The organism is Streptomyces sp. NBC_01410, from assembly GCF_045040195.1.
GTDB lineage: Bacteria > Actinomycetota > Actinomycetes > Streptomycetales > Streptomycetaceae > Streptomyces.
This window is the reverse complement of the sequence record NZ_CP109530.1, coordinates 5585172-5608403: the sequence shown is the minus strand read 5'-3', so window position 1 is coordinate 5608403 and position 23232 is coordinate 5585172. Positions and strand designations below refer to the sequence as shown.

Annotated in this window: 22 protein-coding genes; 11 read left to right on the top strand and 11 right to left on the bottom strand. The window is 69.8% G+C overall.

Annotation, left to right across the window (positions count from 1 at the left end; all coding sequences use genetic code 11):
* Positions 1-29: 29 nt before the first annotated feature.
* Both OG741_RS25965 and OG741_RS25960 read left to right on the top strand, forming a co-directional pair.
* Positions 30-977, top strand: coding sequence for a hypothetical protein (locus tag OG741_RS25965; RefSeq protein ID WP_405601736.1), 948 nt, complete (start codon positions 30-32; stop codon positions 975-977).
* 277 nt (positions 978-1254) lie between these two features.
* Positions 1255-1779 carry an ATP-binding protein gene (locus OG741_RS25960; protein WP_405601734.1) on the top strand — a complete coding sequence of 175 codons (525 nt, stop codon included), beginning with the start codon at positions 1255-1257 and terminating at the stop codon, positions 1777-1779.
* A gap of 63 nt (positions 1780-1842) precedes the next feature.
* Here the strand turns inward: OG741_RS25960 and OG741_RS25955 are convergent, their stop codons facing one another.
* Positions 1843-2937, bottom strand: a complete 1095-nt coding sequence (locus OG741_RS25955) for a bifunctional succinyldiaminopimelate transaminase/glutamate-prephenate aminotransferase (RefSeq protein ID WP_405601733.1) — start codon at positions 2935-2937, stop codon at positions 1843-1845.
* Between the two features lie 91 nt (positions 2938-3028).
* Positions 3029-3349 carry a ferredoxin gene (gene fdxA / locus OG741_RS25950; protein WP_266487120.1) on the bottom strand — a complete coding sequence of 107 codons (321 nt, stop codon included), beginning with the start codon at positions 3347-3349 and terminating at the stop codon, positions 3029-3031.
* Positions 3350-3463: 114 nt separating this feature from the next.
* On the opposite strand from fdxA, the gene OG741_RS25945 reads away from it, so the two are divergent.
* Both OG741_RS25945 and OG741_RS25940 read left to right on the top strand, forming a co-directional pair.
* Positions 3464-4459: a GNAT family N-acetyltransferase gene (locus OG741_RS25945; protein ID WP_405601730.1), complete on the top strand. Its 996-nt coding sequence runs from the start codon at positions 3464-3466 to the stop codon at positions 4457-4459.
* A gap of 17 nt (positions 4460-4476) precedes the next feature.
* Positions 4477-5340 (top strand): transglutaminase-like domain-containing protein, encoded by an 864-nt coding sequence (locus OG741_RS25940; protein WP_405601729.1) that lies wholly within the window; start codon positions 4477-4479, stop codon positions 5338-5340.
* Between the two features lie 10 nt (positions 5341-5350).
* On the opposite strand, the gene OG741_RS25935 is transcribed toward OG741_RS25940, so the two are convergent.
* Together OG741_RS25935 and OG741_RS25930 are read right to left on the bottom strand one after the other, a co-directional pair.
* Positions 5351-5575 carry a DUF397 domain-containing protein gene (locus OG741_RS25935; RefSeq protein ID WP_405601727.1) on the bottom strand — a complete coding sequence of 75 codons (225 nt, stop codon included), beginning with the start codon at positions 5573-5575 and terminating at the stop codon, positions 5351-5353.
* Positions 5565-6389 carry a Scr1 family TA system antitoxin-like transcriptional regulator gene (locus OG741_RS25930; RefSeq protein ID WP_405601726.1) on the bottom strand — a complete coding sequence of 275 codons (825 nt, stop codon included), beginning with the start codon at positions 6387-6389 and terminating at the stop codon, positions 5565-5567. The genes OG741_RS25935 and OG741_RS25930 overlap by 11 nt, the downstream gene beginning before the upstream one ends.
* A 111-nt stretch (positions 6390-6500) precedes the next feature.
* On the opposite strand from OG741_RS25930, the gene OG741_RS25925 reads away from it, so the two are divergent.
* The gene (locus tag OG741_RS25925) at positions 6501-6728 is read left to right on the top strand and encodes a hypothetical protein (protein WP_405601725.1); all 228 of its coding nucleotides are present in this window, start codon (positions 6501-6503) and stop codon (positions 6726-6728) included.
* A gap of 200 nt (positions 6729-6928) precedes the next feature.
* Here the strand turns inward: OG741_RS25925 and OG741_RS25920 are convergent, their stop codons facing one another.
* The 4 genes from OG741_RS25920 to OG741_RS25905 all read right to left on the bottom strand — a co-directional run bounded on the left by OG741_RS25920 (position 6929) and on the right by OG741_RS25905 (position 11014).
* On the bottom strand, positions 6929-9205 hold the full coding sequence (locus OG741_RS25920) for a hypothetical protein (RefSeq protein WP_405601723.1): 2277 nt from the start codon (positions 9203-9205) through the stop codon (positions 6929-6931).
* Positions 9206-9512: 307 nt separating this feature from the next.
* Positions 9513-9887 carry a DUF6113 family protein gene (locus tag OG741_RS25915; RefSeq protein WP_405601721.1) on the bottom strand — a complete coding sequence of 125 codons (375 nt, stop codon included), beginning with the start codon at positions 9885-9887 and terminating at the stop codon, positions 9513-9515.
* Positions 9884-10771 carry an N-acetyl-1-D-myo-inositol-2-amino-2-deoxy-alpha-D-glucopyranoside deacetylase gene (mshB, locus tag OG741_RS25910; protein WP_405601718.1) on the bottom strand — a complete coding sequence of 296 codons (888 nt, stop codon included), beginning with the start codon at positions 10769-10771 and terminating at the stop codon, positions 9884-9886. The genes OG741_RS25915 and mshB overlap by 4 nt, the downstream gene beginning before the upstream one ends.
* Positions 10772-10819: 48 nt before the next feature.
* Positions 10820-11014 carry a hypothetical protein gene (locus OG741_RS25905; RefSeq protein ID WP_142213873.1) on the bottom strand — a complete coding sequence of 65 codons (195 nt, stop codon included), beginning with the start codon at positions 11012-11014 and terminating at the stop codon, positions 10820-10822.
* 157 nt (positions 11015-11171) lie between these two features.
* Between OG741_RS25905 and OG741_RS25900 the strand changes: the two genes are divergently transcribed.
* Complete coding sequence (locus OG741_RS25900) at positions 11172-13307, top strand: prolyl oligopeptidase family serine peptidase (protein WP_405601716.1); 2136 nt, start codon at positions 11172-11174, stop codon at positions 13305-13307.
* 160 nt (positions 13308-13467) lie between these two features.
* Here the strand turns inward: OG741_RS25900 and OG741_RS25895 are convergent, their stop codons facing one another.
* Positions 13468-14490 (bottom strand): hypothetical protein, encoded by a 1023-nt coding sequence (locus tag OG741_RS25895; RefSeq protein ID WP_405601713.1) that lies wholly within the window; start codon positions 14488-14490, stop codon positions 13468-13470.
* Positions 14491-14913: 423 nt separating this feature from the next.
* On the opposite strand from OG741_RS25895, the gene OG741_RS25890 reads away from it, so the two are divergent.
* The 5 genes from OG741_RS25890 to OG741_RS25870 all read left to right on the top strand — a co-directional run bounded on the left by OG741_RS25890 (position 14914) and on the right by OG741_RS25870 (position 21109).
* Positions 14914-15954 carry an ABC transporter permease gene (locus tag OG741_RS25890; protein WP_405601712.1) on the top strand — a complete coding sequence of 347 codons (1041 nt, stop codon included), beginning with the start codon at positions 14914-14916 and terminating at the stop codon, positions 15952-15954.
* A 101-nt stretch (positions 15955-16055) separates the two neighbouring features.
* Positions 16056-17846, top strand: coding sequence for an ABC transporter substrate-binding protein (locus OG741_RS25885; RefSeq protein ID WP_405601710.1), 1791 nt, complete (start codon positions 16056-16058; stop codon positions 17844-17846).
* Between the two features lie 79 nt (positions 17847-17925).
* Positions 17926-18903 (top strand): ABC transporter permease, encoded by a 978-nt coding sequence (locus tag OG741_RS25880; protein ID WP_266487097.1) that lies wholly within the window; start codon positions 17926-17928, stop codon positions 18901-18903.
* A 9-nt stretch (positions 18904-18912) separates the two neighbouring features.
* A complete protein-coding gene (locus OG741_RS25875) occupies positions 18913-20025 on the top strand; it encodes an ABC transporter ATP-binding protein (RefSeq protein WP_405601707.1) in 1113 nt (370 codons plus the stop codon).
* A complete protein-coding gene (locus OG741_RS25870) occupies positions 19991-21109 on the top strand; it encodes an ABC transporter ATP-binding protein (protein WP_405601705.1) in 1119 nt (372 codons plus the stop codon). The genes OG741_RS25875 and OG741_RS25870 overlap by 35 nt, the downstream gene beginning before the upstream one ends.
* Positions 21110-21217: 108 nt before the next feature.
* Here the strand turns inward: OG741_RS25870 and OG741_RS25865 are convergent, their stop codons facing one another.
* Positions 21218-22264 carry an ABC transporter ATP-binding protein gene (locus tag OG741_RS25865; protein ID WP_405601703.1) on the bottom strand — a complete coding sequence of 349 codons (1047 nt, stop codon included), beginning with the start codon at positions 22262-22264 and terminating at the stop codon, positions 21218-21220.
* A complete protein-coding gene (locus OG741_RS25860; protein ID WP_405601701.1) occupies positions 22257-23231 on the bottom strand; it encodes an ABC transporter ATP-binding protein in 975 nt (324 codons plus the stop codon). Before OG741_RS25860 ends, OG741_RS25865 begins: the two co-directional genes overlap by 8 nt.
* Position 23232: the final 1 nt, after the last annotated feature.

The following is a 23232-nucleotide window of genomic DNA, read 5'->3' as shown; positions in this document are numbered from 1 at the left end:
CTTAACGCGGGCTCCAGTACGGTGGGCAGGTGTCCGAGACCGCCTCCCCAGTCCGGCGCGGCCGCCTCCTGCGTATCGCGGCCGCGTTCGCCGTGCTGCTGGCACTGATCGGTTACGTCGTCGTGCAGTACGTCACCGGCGGCGGCGCTCCGCGCTGCACGGTCCGGGCGCCACAGGGCGAGGACGGCGGCCCCCGGTACGAACTCAGCGCCGAGCAGGCGGCGAACGCCGCGACGATCTCCGCGGTCGGCAGCACCCGCGGCATGCCGGAGCGTGCGGTCACCATCGCGCTCGCGACGGCTCTCCAGGAGTCGGGTCTGCGCAACCTCGGGCACGGCGACCGGGACTCGCTCGGCCTCTTCCAGCAGCGCCCCTCGAAGGGGTGGGGCACGGCCGCCCAGATCCTCGACCCCGTCTACTCCGCCGGGAAGTTCTATGAGCATCTCGCCGAGGTCCCCGGCTATTCGCGGCTCCCGCTGACGGTCGCCGCGCAGCGCGTCCAGCGCAGTGGTTTCCCGCAGGCGTACGCGAAGCACGAGCCCGATGCGACGCTCCTGGCCGCGGCGCTCACGGGTCGCGCCGGCGGGGCGCTGACCTGCGAGTCGCGTGAGCGCGACACCGCGGGCGACCCGGGGAAGTTCCGGGCCGAGCTGGTGCGGGCGTTCGGTCCCGAGGTGCTGCCGAAGGCACGGGCCTCCGGCCGGACGGGAGCGCCCGCCCCGCGCGAGGTGTCCGTGCCGGTGCCGTCGACGGCCGGGACGTACGGCGGCGGGGCCACCCAGCGGGGCTGGGAGCTGGCGCACTGGGCGGTGGCGCGGGCGAACGGGCTGCGCATCGAGGAGGTCTCGTACCGGGGCCGGGTGTGGAGCGCGCGGAATTCCGAGAAAGGCTGGCATTCCGCCGGCAAGAACACGCCACCGGAGGAGTCCGCGGCGGATTCCGGTACCGCCGACGTACGAATTCGCCTCGCACGCTGATCCGGACACTCCCCCGAACGAGGCACTCCACTCATGTCGGGACGAGAACACTCGCGGCTGTTCGGCCCACGGACGCCTGATCCCCCAATTCCCTTGTAAACAACGGGAAGTGACGGTTCGGCAGACGGTTGCGCAATGGAATGTTTGCCCGTCTTTATCCGAAGCCGATAATGCGACGCATTGCAAACTCTTTACCTCGGGGCACCGCAACTTCTCCCGCCCTTCCGGCGGTTGTCACTGCGTCCGAACCACAGTCCTTCTCGTCTCTAGGAGCATCATGTCCCTCCCCCTGACCCGTCGGATCGCCCGTGCCGCGCTGATCGTCGCGGCGGGAGCTGCCCCCGTGGTCGGTGCGGCCGGCTCCGCAGGCGCCGTGGAACTTCCGCAGGCCCCGGTGGGCGGCCTGACCGCGCTCGACACGGACGGCCTCGGCGACACGGTCGACGGTGCGTCGCACAAGACCACCGACCTGGCGGGCAAGACCGGCGGCAATGCGGTCAAGAAGGCCGTTCCGACCGCGAGCAAGGCCGTCGACAAGGCCGGCAAGACCGTCGGAACGACGGGCGAGTCGGCGCCCGGCACCGCCCAGGAGGTGGCCGGTGACACCGCGGGCAGCGCCGGCGAGGTCGTGGGCGGCACCGCCGGCACCGCGACGCAGTCGCTCGGCGGCCTCCCCGTCGGCAGCGGCCTGCCCGGCGGAGGCGACCTCCCCGTCGGCGGCGACCTTCCTGTCGGCGGCGACCTTCCTGTCGGCGACGGCCTGCCCACCGAGCAGCTGCCCGTGCAGTCCCCGCTCGGCTAGTCCGTACACACCGAAGGGGCCCCGGGAGTCTGTGCTCCCGGGGCCCCTTCGCGCGTGCACGCCCTAGCCCAGGCGCTTGACCGCGGCCTCGACGCGCTCGTCGGTCGCCGTGAAGGCCACCCGTACGAAATGCTCACCGGCCGTCCCGTAGAAGTCGCCCGGCGCCACCAGAATGCCGAGCTCCGCCAGGTGCGCCACCGTGTCCCAGCACGGCTCGTCGCGCGTCGCCCACAGATAGAGGCTGGCCTCACTGTGCTCGATCCGGAAGCCGTGCCCCTCCAGTGCGGTCCGCAGAGCGGTACGCCGGGCCGCGTACCGCGCCCGCTGCTCGCTGACATGGACATCGTCGCCGAGCGCCACGACCGTGGCGGACTGCACCGGCGCGGGCGTCATCATGCCGCCGTGCTTGCGGATCTGCAGCAGCTCGCCCAGCACCCTCTCGTCACCGGCGATGAAGGCCGCGCGATAGCCCGCCAGGTTGGAGCGCTTGGAGAGCGAGTGGACGGCGACGACACCTTCGTACGTACCGCCGCAGACGTCCGGGTGCAGCACCGAGACCGGCTCCGCCTCCCAGCCCAGTTCCAGATAGCACTCGTCGCTGAACACCAGCACGCCGTGTTCGCGCGCCCACGCGACGATGCGGGTCAGCTCGTCCTTGGCCAGCACGCGGCCGGTCGGGTTGGAGGGCGAGTTGAGCCAGAGCAGCTTGAGTCCGGCCGGGTCGAGCTCGGTCGGGTCGTCGTAGACGACGGCCTCCGCGCGGGCCAGCCGCGCCCCGACCTCGTACGTCGGATACGCGAGCCGCGGGTATGCGATCCTGTCGCCCGGGCCGAGACCCAGCTGGGTCGGCAGCCAGGCCACCAGCTCCTTGGAGCCGACGACGGGCAGGACGTTCGTGTGCGCGACGTCGACCGCGCCGAGGCGCCGCTCGACCCAGCGGGTGAGCGCGTTCCGCAGCTCGACCGTGCCCCACACCGTCGGATAGCCGGGCGAGTCGGCGGCCGCGACCAGGGCCTTTTGGATCAGGTCCGGGACGGAGTCGACCGGCGTGCCGACGGAGAGGTCCACGATGCCGTCGGGGTGGGCGGCGGCCGTCGCCTTGTACGGCTCGAGCTTGTCCCAGGGGAAGACGGGAAGGCGCGAAGAGACTGCGGACACGGGCTTCTCTTTCTGTCTTTCCGGGTTGAACGCTTCGGTCCCGTACGGACGACGAAGCCGTACGGGACCGGGGAGAGCACCTGCCGCGGGCCTACTGGTTCTGCGGCGGAAGTGCGGCGATGAAGGGGTGGTCGCGCTCGATCAGGCCGAGCTTGGAAGCACCACCGGGCGAACCGAGATCGTCGAAGAACTCGACGTTCGCCTTGTAGTAGTCCTTCCACTCCTCGGGGGTGTCGTCCTCGTAGAAGATCGCCTCGACCGGGCAGACCGGCTCACAAGCACCACAGTCGACGCATTCGTCCGGGTGGATGTACAAGGACCGGGAGCCCTCGTAGATGCAGTCGACGGGGCACTCCTCGATGCACGCCTTGTCCTTGACGTCGACACAAGGCTGCGCGATGACGTAGGTCACGCTGTCGTTCCTCCTCGGTAGGGCTGGCATTGCGCGGGAGCGCGGCGTCGTCGATGCCCGCCCCTAGTATCTCCGTTCCTGGGGACGATCCGAACAGGAGGGGCGCGCAGACCTGTGGAATTCACCGGCGGCGGACGGCTCGAGATCCGTATTACACCTGCTGACGTGGGCAAACGTGTATCAGTCCGACGCCTGACCGATGCTGACAGCGAGCTGACGAAGTTCACCGACACGGTTGGCGTTCTCACATCCTGGAAGCAGGGTGTGCTGCTGATCACACGACGGACCGGAGAGACCGTCCATATCGCGGAATCGTCCCTGGTCGCGGGCAAGGTCGTCCCTGCCGCGCCGGCTCGGCGGCGGGGGCCCGCGGCGGATTTCGGGGAACTCGCGCGGGTCACGGCGCGCGCCTGGCAGCCGGTGGAGAGCGAACGGCTGGGCGAGTGGGAGCTGCGGGCGTCGTCCGGCTTCACCCGGCGGGCCAACTCTGTGCTGCCGCTCGGCGACCCGGGGCTGCCCCTCGACGAGGCACTCGCGCAGGTGCGCGCCTGGTACGAGCGCCGGAAACTGCCCGCGTACATACAGACCGCGACCGGCGCGGCGGGCACCCAGGAGGAGCTCTGCGCGCACCTGGAGGCGCGCGGCTGGCTGCGCGAGGTGTCGGCGGAGGTGCGGATCGGGGGCCTGGCGCCCATCGGCGACCTGGACGAGGAGGTGGAGCGGGTGCGGCTCGCGCGCTCCGTCGACGAGGCATGGCTGCAGCGCTACCAGCGGTTCGGTGTGCCCGGGCCACATGTGCTCCACGTCCTGGAAAGCGGCCCTTCTGTGTGGTTCGCAGCCGTGCCCGGCGAGGGTGAGGTACCTGCGGCCATCGGGCGGTGTGTGGTCGACGGACGCTGGGCGGGCTTCATGGCTGTGGAGGTGGACCCGGCGTACCGGCGTCAGGGCCTGGCCACCACTGTGATGACCGCGCTGGCGCGGCGCGCGCTGGAGGAGGGCGCGTCGGCCGCGTGGCTGCAGGTGGAGGCCGAGAACGAGGGGGCGCGTGCGCTGTACGAGGGGATGGGCTTCGCGACCCATCACCGCTATCACCACTTCCGGCCCGCGTAGGCGGGTACGAAACGCGTATGCGCGACGAATCCCCCGACATGCCCGCCGATCGGTCCGCCGACCGGCGGCAGCAGTTCGCCGAGGAGGCCCGCTCCGAGCGGCCCGACCTCGCGGCGCTGTGCCTGCTGGTGGGCGCGGTGGCGGACCCGGCCGTGGACGACTCCGCCCTGGACGCGGCCCAGATCGAACTGGACCGGCTGGCCGGACTGCTCCCCTTCGGTCTCTCCGCTCCCCGCGCCTGGGCGGCGGCGCTGGCCGACCTCCTCGGCGCGCGCATCGGCTTCAGGGGCTCACCCGGTGACTACCAGCGCCTGGAGTCCTCCCTCCTGCACGAGGTCCTGCGGCGCCGCCGGGGCCTGCCCATCCTGCTGTCGGTGGTCTGGATCGAGGTCGCCCGCCGTGCGGGGGCCCCGGTGTACGGGGTGGCCCTGCCGGGCCACTTCGTGGTCGGCTTCGGCGACCCGGCCGCTACGGACCAGCAGGTCCTCGTGGACCCCTTCGCGGGCGGCCGGCCACTGACGGGTTCGGACGCGGAACTACTGGTCGCGGGCGCGACGGGCGCGCCGCTCGACCCGTCGATGCTGACGGCGGCGGATCCGCTGGACGTGGTGCTGCGCATCCTCAACAACATCCGCGCCTGGGCGGCAACCCGCCCGGAACGCTCGGACGTCGCCCTGTGGGCGGTCGACCTGTCGCTGCTGCTGCCCTCGCATCCGGCACGGCTGCGCTACGAGCGGGCGCAACTGCTCGTGGAGCGGGGTGAGTTCGTGACGGGAGCGGCGGAGATGGACGCGTACGCGGAGGTGGTGGCTGCGGTCGATCCGGGGACGGCGGAGGCGATCAGACGGAAGGCGCGGGTGGCACGGGCGATGCTGAACTGAGTCCCCGCCCCTAACCGACGGCGCCGGCCGCCTTGACCGCGGTGACGAAGGACGTCCAGGCGGCCGGGCCGAAGACGACGGCGGGGCCGTGGGGGTTCTTGCTGTCGCGGACGGGGATGTGGGTGGGGTGGGCGTCGTTCACTTCGAGGCAATCGCCCTCGCTCGCGCCGCTGTAGCTGGACTTGCGCCACTGCGGCAGCACCGAAGCGTCCGGGATGACGTGCTCATTGCGCATCACGTTCGTACTCCTCTGCAACGGACCTGATGAGGGCCAGCGACTTACGGTGCGACAGCGCGTCACCCAGAGCAAGATCGTAGGCAGCCATGCCTTGTTGCACCACCGATGGAAGGTCCAAGACCTTCCCGGTATTCCAGCCTTCCACGTATACGACCGGTGGCAGGTCCTCGAACCACATCAGCGAAACCATGCTCTCCAGCAGGGCATGAGCACCAGCCCCGAACGGCAGCACGTGGACGCGGACACGACGTCGATCGCCCAACTCGGCGATATGCCGCAGCTGGTGAGCCATCGCGGCCGGGCCGCCCACATGGCGGCGAAGAACCGCCTCATCCAGCATCGTCCACATGACCGGCGACTTGGGGTCGTCGAGGATTCGGGCGCGCCCCAGGCGGGTGACGAGTGCCTTGTCACACTCCTCGTCCGTCTTGGGCGGGAACCCTGCCTGAAACACCGCGCGCGCGTACGCCTCGGTCTGCAGGACACCTGGAACCAGCGTGGCCGCGTACTGCCGGATCACCGACGCCTGCTGCTCCATCTCCTTCGCGGCTTCGAAGTGTTCGGCCACCTTTCGGCCGTCCAGCGTCGGCAGAAACCGTTCGAAGATCCCGCCCGTCCCCAGCACCTGATCAAGCCGCCGCGCGTCGTCCGCCGACGGTCTGCGCCTGCCCGCCTCGATGTGCGCGATGTGGGTGCGGGTCATGATCGCCCGCTGGCTCAGCTCCTCCTGGGTGAGCCCAGCCGCTTCGCGCCGGGAGCGCAGCTCCTCGCCGTATCTCTCGCGCGACTGCGGGTTGTCCTCGATCGCCATGCCCAACTCCCCCGCGTGCATTGTCCGGTGTCACGTGCGAACCCCTACCGAGCGTAGTCATCACGACCTCATTCTGTGAGCAGTTCCGCACACAGAGCGAGAGGCCCGCCCATGCCCGACACCCCCCATGCCCCCGGCGCATTCGTCGCCCACACCGGCACCGACGTCTACGGCCCCGGCAAGGTCCTGGCCGTCGACGGCGAACACCGGCGCGTCAGATTCGTCCACTTCGTCGCGACCATCCGCGCGCACGACCTGCGCGCCGCCTCGCCCGACGAGACCGCGCAGGTGACGCAGTGGCTTCGGCAGAAGCAGAAGCAGCACGGGGGCCAGTGGTGATGACCCTGCGCGTCTCGCGCGACGGCGGCCGCACCTGGGGTCCTGCCGTCACCATCCGGCCCGAGCGGGGGGCCGTACCGATCGAGTCCGCGGTGCGCTATCCGCCGTGCGCCTGCCCGCGGTGCGCTCACTCAAGGTGAAATCAGAGCCCCCGCCCGGGTCCGGGCAGGGGCTCTTGTCAGCGACGAAGCGGCCGGCAGCTAGCTCGGGTTGAGCTCGATGACCGTGGTGCGCTCCTCGGGCGTCTTGCCGCGCAGCGCCGTGCCCATGGCCTGCGCGACATCGTCGGCGGAGACCTCGTGCTTCTTGCCGTCGCCCTTGGTGATCATGACGCCGTCGAAGACGCCGTCCAGGAGCTCGTCGATCGCCTTCTTGTCGTAGACCTCGACGAGCTTGCCGTCGATCGCCTTCATGGAAAGGATCTTCGGCAGCGACCTGGCGGGGCCGAACTGGATCTGCTTGTCGCCCGCCTTGATCGTGATCAGACCGGACATCGCGGGCTCCGCGAAGGCCTTCATCGCCCGGTCGAGCTCCGTCTGGCTTATGGTCGGCTGGCGGCTGGCTACGGGCAGCTCGACGAGGTTCGGCCTGCCCGTCTCGACCTGGGCGCGGTACGCGTCCTTGACCGAGAGCATGGAGCGTCCGACGTCCAGCGCCTGGCCCGACTTGCCCGGTACGGCCACGGCCTTGCCCGGCTCGAACCTGATCGTGCCCTCGGTGGCCGAGCCCGAGACGCCCGCGAGGTCGGTGAGCGCGACGCTCAGCTTCTCCTCGTCGACCAGGATCACCGGCTCGGCGACGCGCTCGCCGCCGAAGAGGGAGCCGATCACCGAGACCGGGTTGTAGTCGCTGCCCGCGGCGTTGCGCACGGTGGCCTGGCTGTCCAGCGAGAGCCCGGCCTTGTCCGGGGCGAGCTGCTGCTTCTTGCCGCCGACCGAGAGCTGCAACGGGGTGGCCGCGCGCTTGCCGAGAGCGGCGTCGAGCTTGCCGACGGCGTCCTCCTTGGTGCCGCCGCCGATGTCGACGCCGAGGACCGTGGTGCTCTTCGGTACGTCGGAGTGGTTCATCAGCAGGCCCGCGCCGTACGCGATGCCGAGCAGGACAAACACTCCCACGCCGGCGAGCACCAGCTTGGAGCGGCCCTTCTTGGCGGGCGCAGAACGGGGTGCCGGGGCGGGCCGGGCCGCGGCGGGCGCGGGAACGGGCGCCACCGGGCCGGCGGGGGTACCACTCGTACCGGCCGGGAACTCGGGCGCGGAGAAACCGGCGTCGGGGTCCTGCGGGCCGGGGCCGCCGATGATCGGCGTCGCGAGCGGGTTCGGCCCGGTGCCGGGTCCGGTCGCGGGTCCGGCCCCCGCGCCGGGGAACGGCGGGAAGGGCGAGCGGTGCTCCGGGGGGACCACGGGGATCCCGCTGGTGAGCGTGTCGCCGGAGACATGACCAACGGGAGGCTCGGAGGCCGGTCCTGCGGGCTTCTGCGGGGTCAGCACGGCGGTGTCGTCGGACATCAGAGGTACGCCGGAGCCAGGCCCGCCGGAGCCGGGCATTCCCGGGCCGCCCTGCCCGGGAATGCCCTGCCCGGGAATGCCGTGGCCGGGGCCCTGGGGCGCGCCCTGGCCGCCCGTACGCGGACGGATCGGCATGCTGCCCTTGACCGGGCCCCCTGTCGGGCCGCTCGGCGGCCGTACACCCGGCGGAGGCGTGCTGCCTCCAGGAGCCCCAGGAGCCCCGGGAGCCCCAGGGGCGAAGCCGTTCGTACCCGCGGGCGGCGCGTCGGCGTTCGCCGCCAGGTCGCTGAGCGCGCTGCGCGGGCGCGGCGCGGGCGTCTCGGGACCGGGGCCGGAACCGGGAGAGGCCTGACCCGGGCCGGGCGGACGCCCGCCGGACTGCTGCCCGTCGGAGAAGTACGGAAGCCCCGCCCCGGGACCACCGCCGTTCGCAGCCGCGCCAGCAGCGCCGGACCCGCCTGACGCACCGGCCGGACCAGCGGGCGCGGCGGAAGCGGACGACTGGGCGCCCGACACCGAAAGCCCTGCCCCGTTCGTACTCGACGACGAGGACTTCCTCGGCGCGAACCAGTCGCTCGCCGGGGCCTTCTCCTCGGCCCCCGGCTCCGCCGCCGCGGCGTCCTGCGCCACGTCCGGCCGGGGCGTGCTGCCCGTGCGCTCGCTGTCCTGGCCACCGGTTGCGGCCGCGTGGGCGTCGGCCTCCGCCTCGCTCATCGGCGTACGCATGACCACCGGCGGGATCGGCCGCGAACCCGGGATGTTGATCCGGATGCGGGTGGTCAGCGTGGTCTCGGTCCTGGGCTCGTCCGGCTGCGGCTCGGCGGGCGCGGCAGCGGTCTCGTCCGGAGCGTCCTGCGTGGGGTGCAGCGACGGATACTGGCGGGATCCGTACGGCGGTGTTCCCGAGGGGTACGCGGCTCCACCGCGCCCCTGGGGGCCGGAGGACGAACTGTCAGTTTCACGACTCAAAGCAGGTTCTCCCGGTTGGCTCCACCGCCCGTTTCTTACAAGTACGTGCTCTGCTGCGGGCGGCTCGGCGGCGCGCACCACCATACTGGCCGCCGCCGACAGACACCCCGGGACTGTGGAAAGCGACATTCCGCCGACCGTACGGGCATGGTCAGTTCAGTGCCTTCCCACCCCCTGGGGGCGACCCACCATAGGGGCCCGCCGCGCGGCGCGTGCGTCGGGGGGGTCCCGCCCGAGGTGAGAGCGGTGTGCGGCACATTGGCCGCGGACCGGCACACAACCGTGGAAGAGGTACCTCGCCCTGCCCTTACTTGCCAAGTCGGCCGGGGTCGCCGCCCGGTTGCGCGAGCCGCGGCAGGGTGGCACACATCACAGCGATCGCCATTCCGCCGAGCATGAAGACGAGCGGCCCCACGCCGGCGCCGAACATGCCGTCGCCCTCCGGGCGGCCGACGCTAAGCGCGACGATCGCCAGCAGCCAGCCGATGGCGGGGGCCAGCACGCCGAGCTGGGTCCGGGTCAGCAGCAGCGCGCCGTAGAACAGCCCGGTCGTGGCGAGCAGCGCGAGCACCAACCCGGCCGGGAGCCAGGCCCCTTGGACGAGTGAGCCCGCGATGCCGACGAGCGCGCCGAACACCGCGAGAGAGAGGTAACCGGCGATCCGGCCGCCGCTGACGCTCATGCCGCCACTCCCGCGAAGAGATCGTGCTCACGCTCTCCGGGCGGAGCGCCCGGCTCCCCCTGCACCAACTGGTAGTACTCCGTCACGAAGATCGGTTGTCCCAGATCGTTGGAGAGTGCGAAGAAGGGGCCGTCCACGGCGATTTGGGAGGCATGGGCGCGCATGGCCGCCGCCTTCTTTTCCGCGTACGGCCTGCCGTCGATCTCCGCGGTGATCTCGGAGTCGTCGACCACACCCGGAATGTCGTCGATCTCCGCGATGCCCGGGAAGTCCACTCCGGCGGCGCGCAGTCGCGCGAAGCCTTCAGCGGCCACCGAGCGCGGTACCCGGTTCCAGTAGATCTTGGCGATGGAGTGCGCCTCACCGAGGTCGGGCCGGAAGGCGGGATCGGCGGCCAGCTCGGCGGCGCGCATCGCAACCCGATGGGCCTGGATGTGGTCGGGATGTCCGTAACCGCCGTTGGGGTCGTACGTCACCAGGACCTGGGGCCGCACCGAACGGATGATCTCTACGAGATACGGAGCGGCCTCGTCCACGTCGGTGTTCCAGAACGCTTCCGCGCGATGGTTCTGCGGGAGGCCCATCATCCCGGAGTCCCGGAAACGGCCGGGCCCGCCCAGGAAACGGTGGTCGGTGACGCCCAGCTCCTTCATCGCGGCGGCCAGTTCGCCGATGCGATGCGGCCCGAGGCGGTCGTCCCGGTCGGGCGCGAGGTGGGCGAGGTCCGGCGGAATGACCTCGCCCTCCTCCCCGAGGGTGCAGGTCACAAGCGTGACCTGGGCGTCGTCGGCCGCGTACCGGGCCATCGTCGCGCCATTGTTGATCGACTCGTCGTCCGGGTGCGCGTGCACCAGCAGCAGACGGCGGGCGGGAAGATCCTTCATACGGGACAGCCTACGAGGCCGGGCAGCCCGCGCGACCTGGCCCGCGCTCTAGAACTTGATGCCCCCGATCATCCCGGCCACATTCGTGGTCAGTTCGTTGATGGTGGGGGCGATGGACGAGCTTGCGAGATAAAACCCGAGCAACACGCAGACCGCCGCATGCCCACCCTTCAGCCCGGACTTCCGGACCAGCAGGAAGACGACGATCGCCAGCAGCACCACCGCCGAAATCGAGAGTGCCACGGCGGTTCACCTCCACAGATATTCGGTCGGGACGGGCAGTTTGCATGTGCCAGGGAGTTCTATACCCACCTTGCGCTACGGATCATAACTATCCGTTCCCACGCATCGATCGGTGCACAGCAGCACATGGGGGCGCACGAACGCTAGGTTCGGTCGCATGACGACGAAGCCGCAGCTCTCCTTCCCGCGTCAGTACGCCAGGACCCAGCGCTTCACTCTCGGCGCCCCGCGCTCCTTCACGGTGTCGCCGGACGGCTCCCGGGTGGTGTTCCTCCGGTCGCCCTCCGGGACCGACCGGACCGGCCGGCTCTGGGTGCTGGATCTCGACGGCGAGGCACGCAAGCCCCAGGAGCGCCTCGCCGCCGATCCGCAGGCGCTGCTCGGCGGGGCGAAGGAGAAGCTCTCGGCCGAGGAGCGGGCCCGGCGGGAGCGCAGCCGCGAGGGTTCGGCGGGCATCGTCGGCTACGCGGTGGACCAGGCGGTCGAGTTGGCGGCATTCACACTTTCCGGGCGGCTGTACGCGGCGGAGCTGCGGGCCGGGACCGCCCGCGAACTGCCCGTGCCCGGACCGGTGATCGACCCCCGGCCCTCCCCCGACGGCCGGCACATCGCCTATGTGGCTCATGGCGCGCTGCGGCTGACCGGCGCGGAGGGCGAGGGGGACAGGGCGCTGGCCGAGCCGGAGGACGAGCACACCACGTACGGCCTGGCGGAGTTCATCGCGGCCGAGGAGATGGACCGCTCGCGGGGCTTCTGGTGGGCGCCCGAGTCGGACCGGCTGCTGGTCGCGCGCGTGGACGAACGGGACGTACGGCGCTGGTGGATCTCCGACCCCGCCCATCCGGACCGGGAGCCGGAGCAGGTGCGGTATCCGGCGGCGGGCACGCCCAATGCCGAGGTGCGACTGTTCCTGCTCACGCTGGACGGGGAGCGTACGGAGGTGAGCTGGGACCGGTCGCGCTATCCGTATCTGGCCCGGGTGCACTGGTCGGCGGCGGGCGCTCCGCTGCTGCTCGTCCAGGCGCGCGACCAGCGGACCCAGCTGTATCTGGCGGTGGACCCGGAGACGGGCAAAACCCGCACGGTGCATGTCGACGAGGACGCGGTGTGGCTGGATCTGTTCCCCGGGGTGCCGGCCTGGGCGCCGGACGGGCGCCTGGTGCGGATCGCGGACGAGGGCGGCGCGCGGGTGCTCGCGGTCGGCGACCGGACGCTGACGGGGGCGCAGCTGCAGCTGCGCGCTGTGCTCGACATCGGCGAGAACGATGTTCTGGTGTCCGCGGCGGCGGGCGAGGAGGCCGCGGATCCGGAGATCGGCGAGATCCATGTGTACAGGGTCAACGAGCTGGGGATCGAGCGCGTCTCGGAAGGGGCCGGGGTGCACTCGGCCGTACGCTCCGGCGGGGTGACGGTACTGGCCTCCTCACGCACGGAGGTGAGCGGCACGTCCGTGCAGGTGCTGCGCGACGGCAAACCGGTCGCCACGGTGGCCTCGTACGCCGAGCAGCCCTTGCTGTCCGCGCGGGTGCGGCTGGTGGAGGGCGGGCGGCGGCGGATTCCCTGCGCGGTGCTGCTGCCGACCGGCTACCGGGAGGCGGACGGGCTGCTGCCCGTACTGATGGATCCGTACGGCGGACCCCACGGCCAGCGTGTGTACGCGGCGCACAATCCCTATCTCACCTCGCAGTGGTTCGCCGACCAGGGCTTCGCGGTGATCGTCGCGGACGGCCGGGGGTCTCCCGGGCGCTCGCCGGGCTGGGAGAAGGCGATCAAGGACAACTTCCCGCTGACCCTCGACGACCAGATCGAGGCCCTGCACTCGCTCGCCGGGGCGTTCCCGCTCGACCTGGACCGCGTCTCGATCCGCGGCTGGTCGTACGGCGGCTATCTGGCGGCCCTCGCGGTCCTGCGCCGCCCCGACGTCTTCCACGCGGCGGTGGCGGGGGCGCCGGTGACGGACCTCCGGCTGTACGACACGCACTACACCGAGCGCTATCTCGGCGATCCGGGGGAGCAGCCGGAGGTGTACGCCGCGAACTCCCTTGTCACGGACGACGGGTTGACGGCGCCCGAGAACCCGGCGAGGCCGCTGATGATCATTCACGGTCTGGCGGACGACAATGTGGTGATGGCGCATACGTTGCGGTTGTCGTCGGCGTTGCTGGCGGCGGGGAGGGCGCATGAGGTGCTGCCGCTGAGCGGGGTGACGCATATGACTCCGCAGGAACAGATCGCGGAGAACCGGCTTCTGCTGGAGGTGGAGTTCCTGAAGCGCGCGCTGGGGTTGCGGTAGGCGGTGCCGCTGCGCGGGGCTTGTTCCCCGACCCGCCCCTTCCCGAACCGGGGCTCCGCCCCGGACCCCGCTCCTCAAACGCCGGAGAGGCTGAATGTGCGGCCGAGCCGCACATTCCAGCCCGTCCGGCGTTTGAGGACACGCGCGAAGCGCGTCCCCGCTACCACCCCGGCGGTGGCGAGCTCGGCGGCGGCGGGCCGAACACCCCCGCCGGCCCCGCCAGCCCCGCCTGCCGGGCGCCCGCCACCCCCTCCCCCCGCCGCCCCAGCGCAACCAGCAGCGTCAAGCCCGCCGCCACCTCGAACAGCCAGGACAGCACCAGCAGTTGGTCCCGCGTCGGCAGGTCGCCGAGCCGGGTGAAGAGGTCGTTCCGTACCGCGATGTCAACACCCCTACCGCCCGTGCCGAGCACGAGCGCCCCCGCCACCAGGCCCAGCGGCCGCGAGTAGACCGCGGGGAAGAGCGCGCCGATCGCCGCGACCAGCGCGAGCGCCACGGTCACCGCCGTCAGCCAGCCCGGTGGTGTCCCGAGCAGCGGCATCAGGACCGTGTCGCTGCCGGTGAAGCGGTCGAGAGCCCGCGAGCCGCCGATCTCCCTCGCCGTGTAGACCTCCCAGGCCGCCAGGACCGCCGCCGCCGTGCCGAGGAGCAGAAAGGCGAGCACGGACACCCCCTGTGTGGGCCTGGTCGGCGTCCGTTCGTGGGCCGCCAGGGGGCCATGCACGGTGTACGGGTCGTACGCAGCGGGCGCCCGCCGTCCCGCCGCAGCCGTGATGATCAGCCCCAGGCCGAGCCCCAGTGCGGCGAAGGCGCAGTACAGCGCCCTGGTGCGCAGCTCGTCGGTGGCTCGCTGCCCCATCCAGGAGGAGCTGAGCACCCACAGCCCGGGGAGCCGGACGGCGAGGGTGACCACTCCCGCCGCCACCAGCGCGGCAGCCGCGACGGGTGAGCGCAGAGCGGCGACGGCCACGGTGAGGTACACCGCGAGCAGCACCAGATCCTCGAGGGTGGTCGTCATCGGGGCGGAGGCACTGACGCCGCCCGCGTTCCCGGTCCAGTACCGCCACAGGTCGAGCGGGTCGTCCACGGTGGTGAGATCGCGGGCGATCCACACACCGACAAGGATCGCGAGGGCGGCGCACAGCACGGTGCCGGTGATCCGGGCTCCCCGCGTAAAAGTCACAGTGCGATGTTGCATCGCTGCACTGCGCTGAACAAGGGCCCGCACGGCGCGGGCGACCGGCCGGAGCCACATGGCGAGCCCCAGCCGGTCTACGGCACCCGCACGGCCGTACGCTGTTCAGCGTGGCGCGTTCGTATATCGGTGTTGCGACAGTCAAGTTGCCTGCATGTTAACGAATTTGATGGGCATTTATTGAGCTATGTCGCCCACCTCGACCGGCTGTCAAGCACGTCGCCACCTCGATCTGCACAACGTTCGCTCAAGAAGCGCACCGACATCACGCCTTTCGCCTCCAGGCTCTTGACTGGCACTGACAACGATTGCCACAGTCCGCTCAACCAGCAGCGTTTTCCGAGCTCTTGACGGCATGTCAGTACGTCAGTCATGAACCGCGAGTCATGAATTGCGGGGGCGAGCAGAAACGTGACGATTCCATCCCGTGGCGAGTTAGCCGAACAGGCCACCGATCCGGCCACCGCGGCCGGTCCGCTCCCTGCCGCCCTGACCAAGCGGGAGCAGACCCTGGTCGGCCGGTCCCCGGGCCAGCTGGCATGGCGGCGCTTCAGACGTGACCGTACCGGCGTACTCGCCGCGTACATCGTGCTGTTCTTCTTCGTCGTCGCGGCTCTCGCGCCGGTGATCGGCTGGCTGTACGGAAAGGATCCGTACACCACCTATGGCCTCGACCGACCCGAACTGCTCGATCCGATCACCAGCTATCCGGTGAAACCGAATGGCGGCATCGACGGTGAATTCTGGTTCGGAATCGAGCCGAGGCTGGGCCGCGATGTCCTCATGCAACTGGTGTACGGAATCCGCACCTCGCTGCTGATCGGTCTTGCCGCGACGATTCTCTCCACCGTCACGGGAATCCTCGTCGGAGTGACCGCCGGCTATATGGGCGGCCGTACCGACTACTTCCTGGGCCGGTTCATCGATCTGCTGCTCTCCTTCCCGCAGCAGCTCTTCTTCGTGGCCTTCATGCCGGTGGTGACCGCGCTGTTCGTCAGCCCGCAGAAGGAGACCCCGACCTACTTCCGGGTCACCGCGCTGGTCCTTGTGCTCTGGCTGCTGGGCTGGATGACGCTCGCGCGGCTGCTGAGAGCCCAGGTACTGAGCCTGCGCGAACGGGAGTTCATCGAAGCGGCCAAGGTCACGGGGGCTCCGCCCTGGCGCATCATCCGCAAGGAGCTGCTGCCGAATGTGACGACGCCGATCCTGGTGCAGTCCACGCTGATGCTGCCCAACTTCGTGACCCTGGAGGCCGGTCTCTCCTTCCTCGGGGTGGGCCTGGTGGAGCCGACGCCCGACTGGGGCCGGATGTTCGCCAAGGGCGCCGACTTCTACGAGGGCGACATCACCTACATGTTCTTCCCCGGCATCGCGATGGTGATCTTCGTGGTCGCCTTCAACCTGCTCGGGGACTCGGTCCGGGACGCCATCGACCCGAAGACCAAGCACTGACGTCCATCCCCGGGCACGTCGCAAGGCACAGCGCAAGCACAGCGCAAGGCACGTCGTAAGGCACTGAGTGTTCCGTCCGACGAGGCAGGTGCATGGAGACCATGACGTCCACCATTCAGCGAAAAGTGCGGATCTCGGCCCTTTCGGTCGCCGCCGGAGCGCTTGTGCTGTCCGCGTGCAGCAGCGGCGGCGGGGGTGACAGCAAGGACAAACAGTCCAGGGAACCCGAGCTCAAGCAGCAGACCATCAGCATCGGCACCGCCCAGGACTCCACCGGGCCCGCCCCGGACCTCCCGGGCGCCAAGCCGGGCGGCACGGTCTCCGTGCTGCAGCGTGACGCCTTCGAGCATCTGGACCCCGGCCAGATCTATGTCAGCGACGAGCTGATCATGCAGACGCTGTTCAATCGCACGCTCACCACCTACAAGATCGACGACAAGACCGGGAAGGTGACGCTGGTCGGCGACCTCGCCACGGACACCGGCAAGTCTTCCGACGGCGGCAAGACCTGGACGTACACCCTCAAGGACGGGCTGAAGTTCGAGGACGGCACGCCGATCACCTCGAAGGACATACGGCACGGCGTGGAGCGGTTGTACGCCAAGTACCAGGTCAGCGGGCCGACTTATCTCCAGCAGTGGCTCTCGGGGTCCGGGCAGACCTTCCGGAAGGCGCTGCCGGACGGCCCGTACAAGGGCAAGCATCTGCCCGACAGCGTGCTGGCCACGCCGGACGACAAGACCGTCGTCTTCCACTTCGGTCAGCCGCGGGCCGAGGTGCCCTTCGCGGTCGCCATGCCGAACATCACCGCGGTGCCTGCGGCCAAGGACACCCAGGAGAAGTACGACAAGGCGCCGGTGGCCTCGGGCCCGTACAAGATCCAGAACTTCAAGCCCGACAAGAGCATCGAGTTCGTCAGGAACACCAACTGGGACCCGAAGACGGACGCCGTACGCCATCAGTACGCGGACAAGTTCTCGGTCACCTTCGGGCACCAGTGGGTGGACTCCACCCGCCGGCTCGTCGCCGGGCAGGGCGCCGACAAGACGGGCATGACCTTCACCAACGCGGTCGACCCCTCGCTGATCTCCACGGTGCTGGGGAACAAGGAGGCGATGGCGAGGTCGTTCACCAAGACCCAGCCCTACGTGGACGTCGTCAGCTTCAACATGGACCGGCTCAAGGACAAGCGGGTACGTCAAGCGCTGGCCTGGGCCTGGCCGTCCGGGCAGGTGCTCCAGCAGTACGGCGGCGTGAAGGCCGGCGAGGTGGCGGGCGGCCTGGTCGGCCCGACCCTCAAGGGCTACCAGCCCTTCGATCCGTACGAGAAGAAGAAGTACCCGGCGGGCAACCCGGAGAAGGCCAAGGCGCTGCTGAAGGAGGCCGGCCAGGAGGGCAAAACGATCGTCTACGCCTATGCCAACACCGGTCCCGCCCAGAACGCCGCGGTGGTCGTGGAGCGGGCGCTGGAGAAGGCCGGATTCCAGGTGGAGAAGAAGGAGATCGACTCCACCACGTACTACACACAGATCGGCAAGGTGAAGAACCAGTTCGACGCCTACCGCTCCTCGTGGGGCGCCGACTGGCCGTCCGCTTCGACGGTCGTGCCGCCGCTGTACGACGGCAAGAACATCTACGACGACTCGGCGAACTACTCGCACCTCAACGCCCCGGCCGTCAACGCCGACATCGCCAAGGCGGAGAAGATCGGCGACATCGACCAGGCCGGCAATGAGTGGATCAAGATCAGCCAGAAGATTCTCACCGAGGAGGTGCCGCAGGTGCCGATCTTCTACAACCGGCTGTTCACGCTGTGGGGCTCGGGCCTCGGCGGGGTGAAGTTCCACGAGCCTTACGGGGCCGTGGACCCCACCGCAGTCTTCGTCAAGTAACCCACCCGGAAAACCGGATCGGCTCCCCGCCCGCTCCTGGGGCGGGGGCCGGTCCCTCTCACCGGAAGCCCGCGAAGCCATGCTGAGATTCCTCGTCCGCCGCACGCTCGGTGCCCTCGTCATCCTTCTGGTGATCAGCGCGGTCACCTTCTTCCTCTTCTTCGCGCTGCCGGCCGAGCCTGCCCGGCTGGCCTGCGGCAAGAACTGCGATCCCGCCGCGCTCGCGCTGATCAACAGCAACCTCGGCCTCGACAAGCCGGTTCCGGTGCAGTACTGGGACTTCATGGTGGGGATCTTCGCGGGCCGCGACTTCTCCGTCGGGCACTGCGACGCGCCCTGCTTCGGCTACTCGTTCGTCAATCAGGAATCGGTGTGGGGCACGATCCTCGACCGCTTCCCCACCACGCTGTCGCTGGCCTTCGGCGGCGCGGCCGTCTTCCTCACCGTCGGCGTGGGGATCGGTCTGCTGGCCGCCGCGCGCCGCGGCACCTGGGTCGACAAGTTCTTCAGCTCGCTGTCGCTGCTCGGCTCGTCGCTTCAGATCTACTTCGTCGGCGTGCTCTGTCTGGCGCTGTTCGTCTCCAACCTGGGCTGGCTGGACCAGCCCGAGTACCGCCCGATCACCGAGGATCCGGCCGGGTGGTTCACCGGGATGATCCTGCCGTGGCTGGTGCTCTCCATGATCTTTGTCGCCAACTACAGCCGTCTGGCACGGTCGTTGATGGTCGAGCAGTTGCAGGAGGAGCATGTCCGGGCGGCCCGTGCGAAAGGGCTCGCCGGCCGGACGGTGTTCTTCCGGTACGCCATGCGGGGCGCGGTCGCCCCGGTGCTGACCATCTTCGGCATGGACCTCGGCTCGCTGCTGGGCGGCGCGATGATCACCGAGGTCACCTTCACGCTGCACGGCATCGGCCGGCTGGCCGTGCAGTCCGTCCAGCTCACCGATCTGCCCATGCTGATGGGCGTGATGCTGGTGAGCGCGGCGGCCATCGTCTTCTTCAACATCGTCGTGGACGCCGTCTACGCCCTGCTCGATCCGCGTGTGCGGCTGGCATAGGAGTCTTGAGTGACCACGCTGACCAAGACCGATCAGCCGGCGCCCCCTGCGGCCGGCGGCCCTTTTCTCTCCGTACGCGATCTGCACGTCCACTTCTCCACGGAGGACGGCATCGTCAAGGCGGTCGACGGGGTCTCGTTCGATCTGGAACGAGGCAAGACGCTCGGCATCGTCGGTGAGTCCGGCTCCGGGAAGTCCGTCACCAATCTCTCCATCCTCGGTCTGCACGACCCCAAGTTCACCGAGACCTGGGGCGAGATCGTGCTGGACGGCGAGGAGTTGACCGGAGCCGGGGAACGGACGCTGGAGCGGCTGCGCGGCAACAAGGCGGCGATGATCTTCCAAGACTCGCTCACCGCGCTCTCGCCGTACTACACGATCGGACGGCAGGTCTCGGAGCCGTTCCGCAAGCACACGGGGGCCTCCAAGCGGGAGGCCTGGGCCCGGGCGGTTCAGATGCTGGAGAAGGTCGGCATTCCGCAGGCAAAACTGCGGGCGCACGACTATCCGCACCAGTTCAGCGGTGGCATGCGGCAGCGGGCGATGATCGCGATGTCGCTGGTGTGCGATCCGGAGCTGCTGATCGCCGACGAACCGACGACGGCGCTGGACGTCACCGTGCAGGCGCAGATTCTGGATCTGCTCCGCGATCTCCAGCAGGAGTTCGGCTCGGCGATCATCCTCATCACGCACGACCTGGGCGTGGTCGCGAATGTCGCCGACGATCTGCTGGTGATGTACGCCGGGCGGGCGGTCGAGCGGGGTTCGGTACGGGAGATTCTGCGCGATCCTCAGCATCCGTACACCTGGGGCCTGCTGGGGTCGATGCCCCGGCTCGGCTCGGACGTCTCGGAGCTGCTGACGCCGATTCCGGGGGCGCCGCCGAGTCTGCTCGCGCCGCCGTCGGGCTGTCCGTTCCATCCGCGCTGCGGCTACCCGTCGATGGTCCGGACACCCCCTGGGTGCGAGGAGGAACGGCCGGAGCTGCCCCCGGGACGGGGCTCCGCCTGCCATCTGACGGACGAGCAGAAGCGAACGGTCTTCATCGAGCAGATCAAGCCCCGGCTGGGACAGGGAGAGACGCGACATGGCGCACGAAGCCACCATCCCGGCCCCGCGTGACCGGGCGCCCGCGGGCGGCGAGGTCCTGATGACGGCGCAGGGCCTGACCAAGCACTTCCCGATCCTCGGCGGGTTTCCCTTCAAGCGGCGGATCGGGTCGGTACAGGCGGTCGACGGCATCGATCTGACCCTGTACGAGGGCGAGAGCTTCGGGCTCGTCGGCGAGTCGGGGTGCGGCAAGTCGACGACGGGCCGTCTGCTGACCCGGCTCCTCGAGCCGACCGCCGGGAAGATCACCTACCGGGGCCAGGACATCAGTCACGCGGACCGCAGACAGCTGGCACCGGTCCGCCCCGAGATCCAGATGATCTTCCAGGATCCGTACTCCTCGCTGAACCCCCGCCAGACGGTCGGCAAGATCATCTCCGGCCCCATGGAGATCAACGGCATCCGGCCGCGGGGCGGCCGCGAGAACAGGGTGCGGGAGCTGCTGGAGATCGTCGGCCTCAATCCCGAGCACTACAACCGCTTCCCGCACGAATTCTCCGGCGGTCAGCGCCAGCGGATCGGCGTCGCGCGGGCGCTGGCGCTGGAGCCGAAGCTGATCGTGGCGGACGAGCCGGTGTCCGCGCTCGATGTCTCCATCCAGGCGCAGGTGGTCAATCTGCTTCAGGAGCTCCAGCGGGAGCTGGGGATCGCGTTCCTCTTCATCGCCCACGACCTGGCGGTGGTACGGCACTTCTCGCAGCGGGTCGCGGTGATGTACCTGGGCAAAGTGGTCGAGGTGGGCGACCGTGAGTCGATCTACTACCGCCCCCGCCATCCGTACACCCATGCGCTGCTGTCGGCGGTCCCGGAGGCGGCACTCACGGACGAGGCGGAGGCGCGTGCGCACGAGCGGATCCGGCTGGCGGGTGACGTCCCGTCACCGATCGAACCTCCGTCGGGCTGCCGCTTCCGTACGCGCTGCTGGAAGGCTCGGCCGCAGTGCGCGGCCGAGGAGCCGCCGCTGGTGCGGACCGAGGGAAACCACGACGGACATCTGACGGCCTGCCACTTCCCGGAGGACCCGACGCGGGAGCGGGAGGAGGAGGTCATCCTCGACCCGGCGCTGCGCGCGGCGGAGGACCTGGCCGACGACTGAGCGGCGCCCGCCCGCCGCTGGGCCGCGTCGCCTTGCCGTACCGAGGCCGCCGGCCCGCGGCGGTGTGGTCGCGTCGCCTTGCCGTACGGCGGCCGCCGCCGGCCCGCCTCACTCCCCGCCCAGCTCTTCCTCCCCCGGCACGACGCGTTTCTCCTCCGCGAAGTGGCACGCCGACGCATGCTTCGCCGGCCCCTCCTGGAGCCGGAACACCGCGGGCACCTCCAGCAGCGGCACCTCCAGCTCGCACCTCTCCTGCGCCTTCCAGCAGCGCGTACGGAACCGGCAGCCCGAGGGGATGTTCGCCGGTGACGGCACGTCGCCGTACAGGATGATCCGCTCGCGGTGCTCGCGCGCCTCCGGGTCCGGTACCGGGACCGCGGACAGCAGCGCCTGCGTGTAAGGGTGGGTCGGATGGTCGTAGATCTCCTCGTCCCTGCCGATCTCCACCACCCGCCCCAGATACATCACGCCGACCCGGTCCGAGATGTGCCGCACGATCGACAGGTCGTGCGCGATGAAGACATAGCTCAGGCTGAACTCGGTCTGCAGATTGTCCAGCAGGTTGATCACCTGCGCCTGCACGGACACGTCGAGCGCCGAGACGGGCTCGTCGGCCACGATGATCTCGGGCTGGAGGGCCAGGCCGCGTGCGATGCCGATGCGCTGGCGCTGACCGCCGCTGAACTGGTGCGGATAGCGGTTGATGTACTCGGGGTTGAGCCCGACGACATCGAGCAGATCCTGGACCTTGCGCCGCCGGTCGCCCTTCGGCGCCACCTCGGGATGGATCTCGTACGGCTCACCGATGATGTCCCCGACCGTCATCCGGGGATTGAGCGAGGTGTAGGGATCCTGGAAGATCATCTGGATGTTCCGCCGGACCGCCTTCAGCGCGCGGCCGGACAGCTTGGTGACGTCCTCGCCCTTGTAGCGGATCGTCCCTGCCGTCGGCTCCTCCAGATGCACCAGCATCTTGGCGAGCGTGGACTTTCCGCAGCCCGACTCACCCACGATGCCGAGCGTTTCGCCCGCCACCAGGTCCAGGTCGACGCCGTCCACCGCCTTGACCGCGCCCACCTGCCTCTTGAAGAGGATGCCCTGGGTGAGCGGATAGTGCTTGACCAGGTCGCGGACCTCAAGGATCGCCTCAGCCATTGAGCTGCTCCTGCCAGAAGTGGCAGGCGCTCCTGCGGGTCTCGGACACCTCGTACAGCGGCGGCTCGTCGGTCCGGCACACGTCGCGGGCCAGCGGACAGCGCGGATTGAAGGCGCAGCCGGGCGGGATCCTCATCAGGTTCGGCGGCAGGCCCTTGATCGCGTACAGCTGCTCGCCCTTCTGGTCCAGGCGCGGGATCGAGTCGAGCAGTCCCCTGGTGTACGGATGGGCGGGAGCCTTGTAGATGTCGTGGACCGGGGCGGTCTCGACGATCCGGCCCGCGTACATCACCGCGATCTTGTCCGCGACGTCCGCGACGACACCGAGGTCGTGGGTGATCAGGATGAGCCCCATGTTGAGCTCGCTCTGGAGCGTGGCCAGCAGATCCATCACCTGTGCCTGGACGGTGACGTCCAGCGCGGTCGTCGGCTCGTCCGCGATGATCAGCGAGGGCTCCAGCGCGAGCGCCATGGCGATCATGATGCGCTGGCGCATACCGCCGCTGAACTGGTGCGGATACTGCCCCACCCGCTCCCTGGACGCGGGGATGCCCACCCGCTCCATCAGCTCGACCGCCTTGGCGCGCGCGTCCTTCCTCGACATCCCGCGATGGACGGTGAACATCTCGCCGAGCTGGTCGCCCACGCTCAGCACCGGGTTCAGGGACGAGAGCGCGTCCTGGAAGATCATGGCCATCCCGGCCCCGCGGATCTTGCGCCGCTCGTCCTCTTTGAGCTTCAGCAGATCCTGTCCCTGGAAGAGGACCTCGCCGGCGGTGATCTTCCCCGGGGGCATGTCCAGGATGCCCATGACCGCCTGTGCGGTGACGGATTTTCCGGAGCCCGACTCGCCCAGCACGGCAAGGGTCTCCCCCTCGTCCACGGTGTAGCCGACGCCGTTGACGGCCTTGGCCACCCCGTCCTGAGTACGGAACTCCACGTGCAGATCGCGCACTTCGAGCAACATG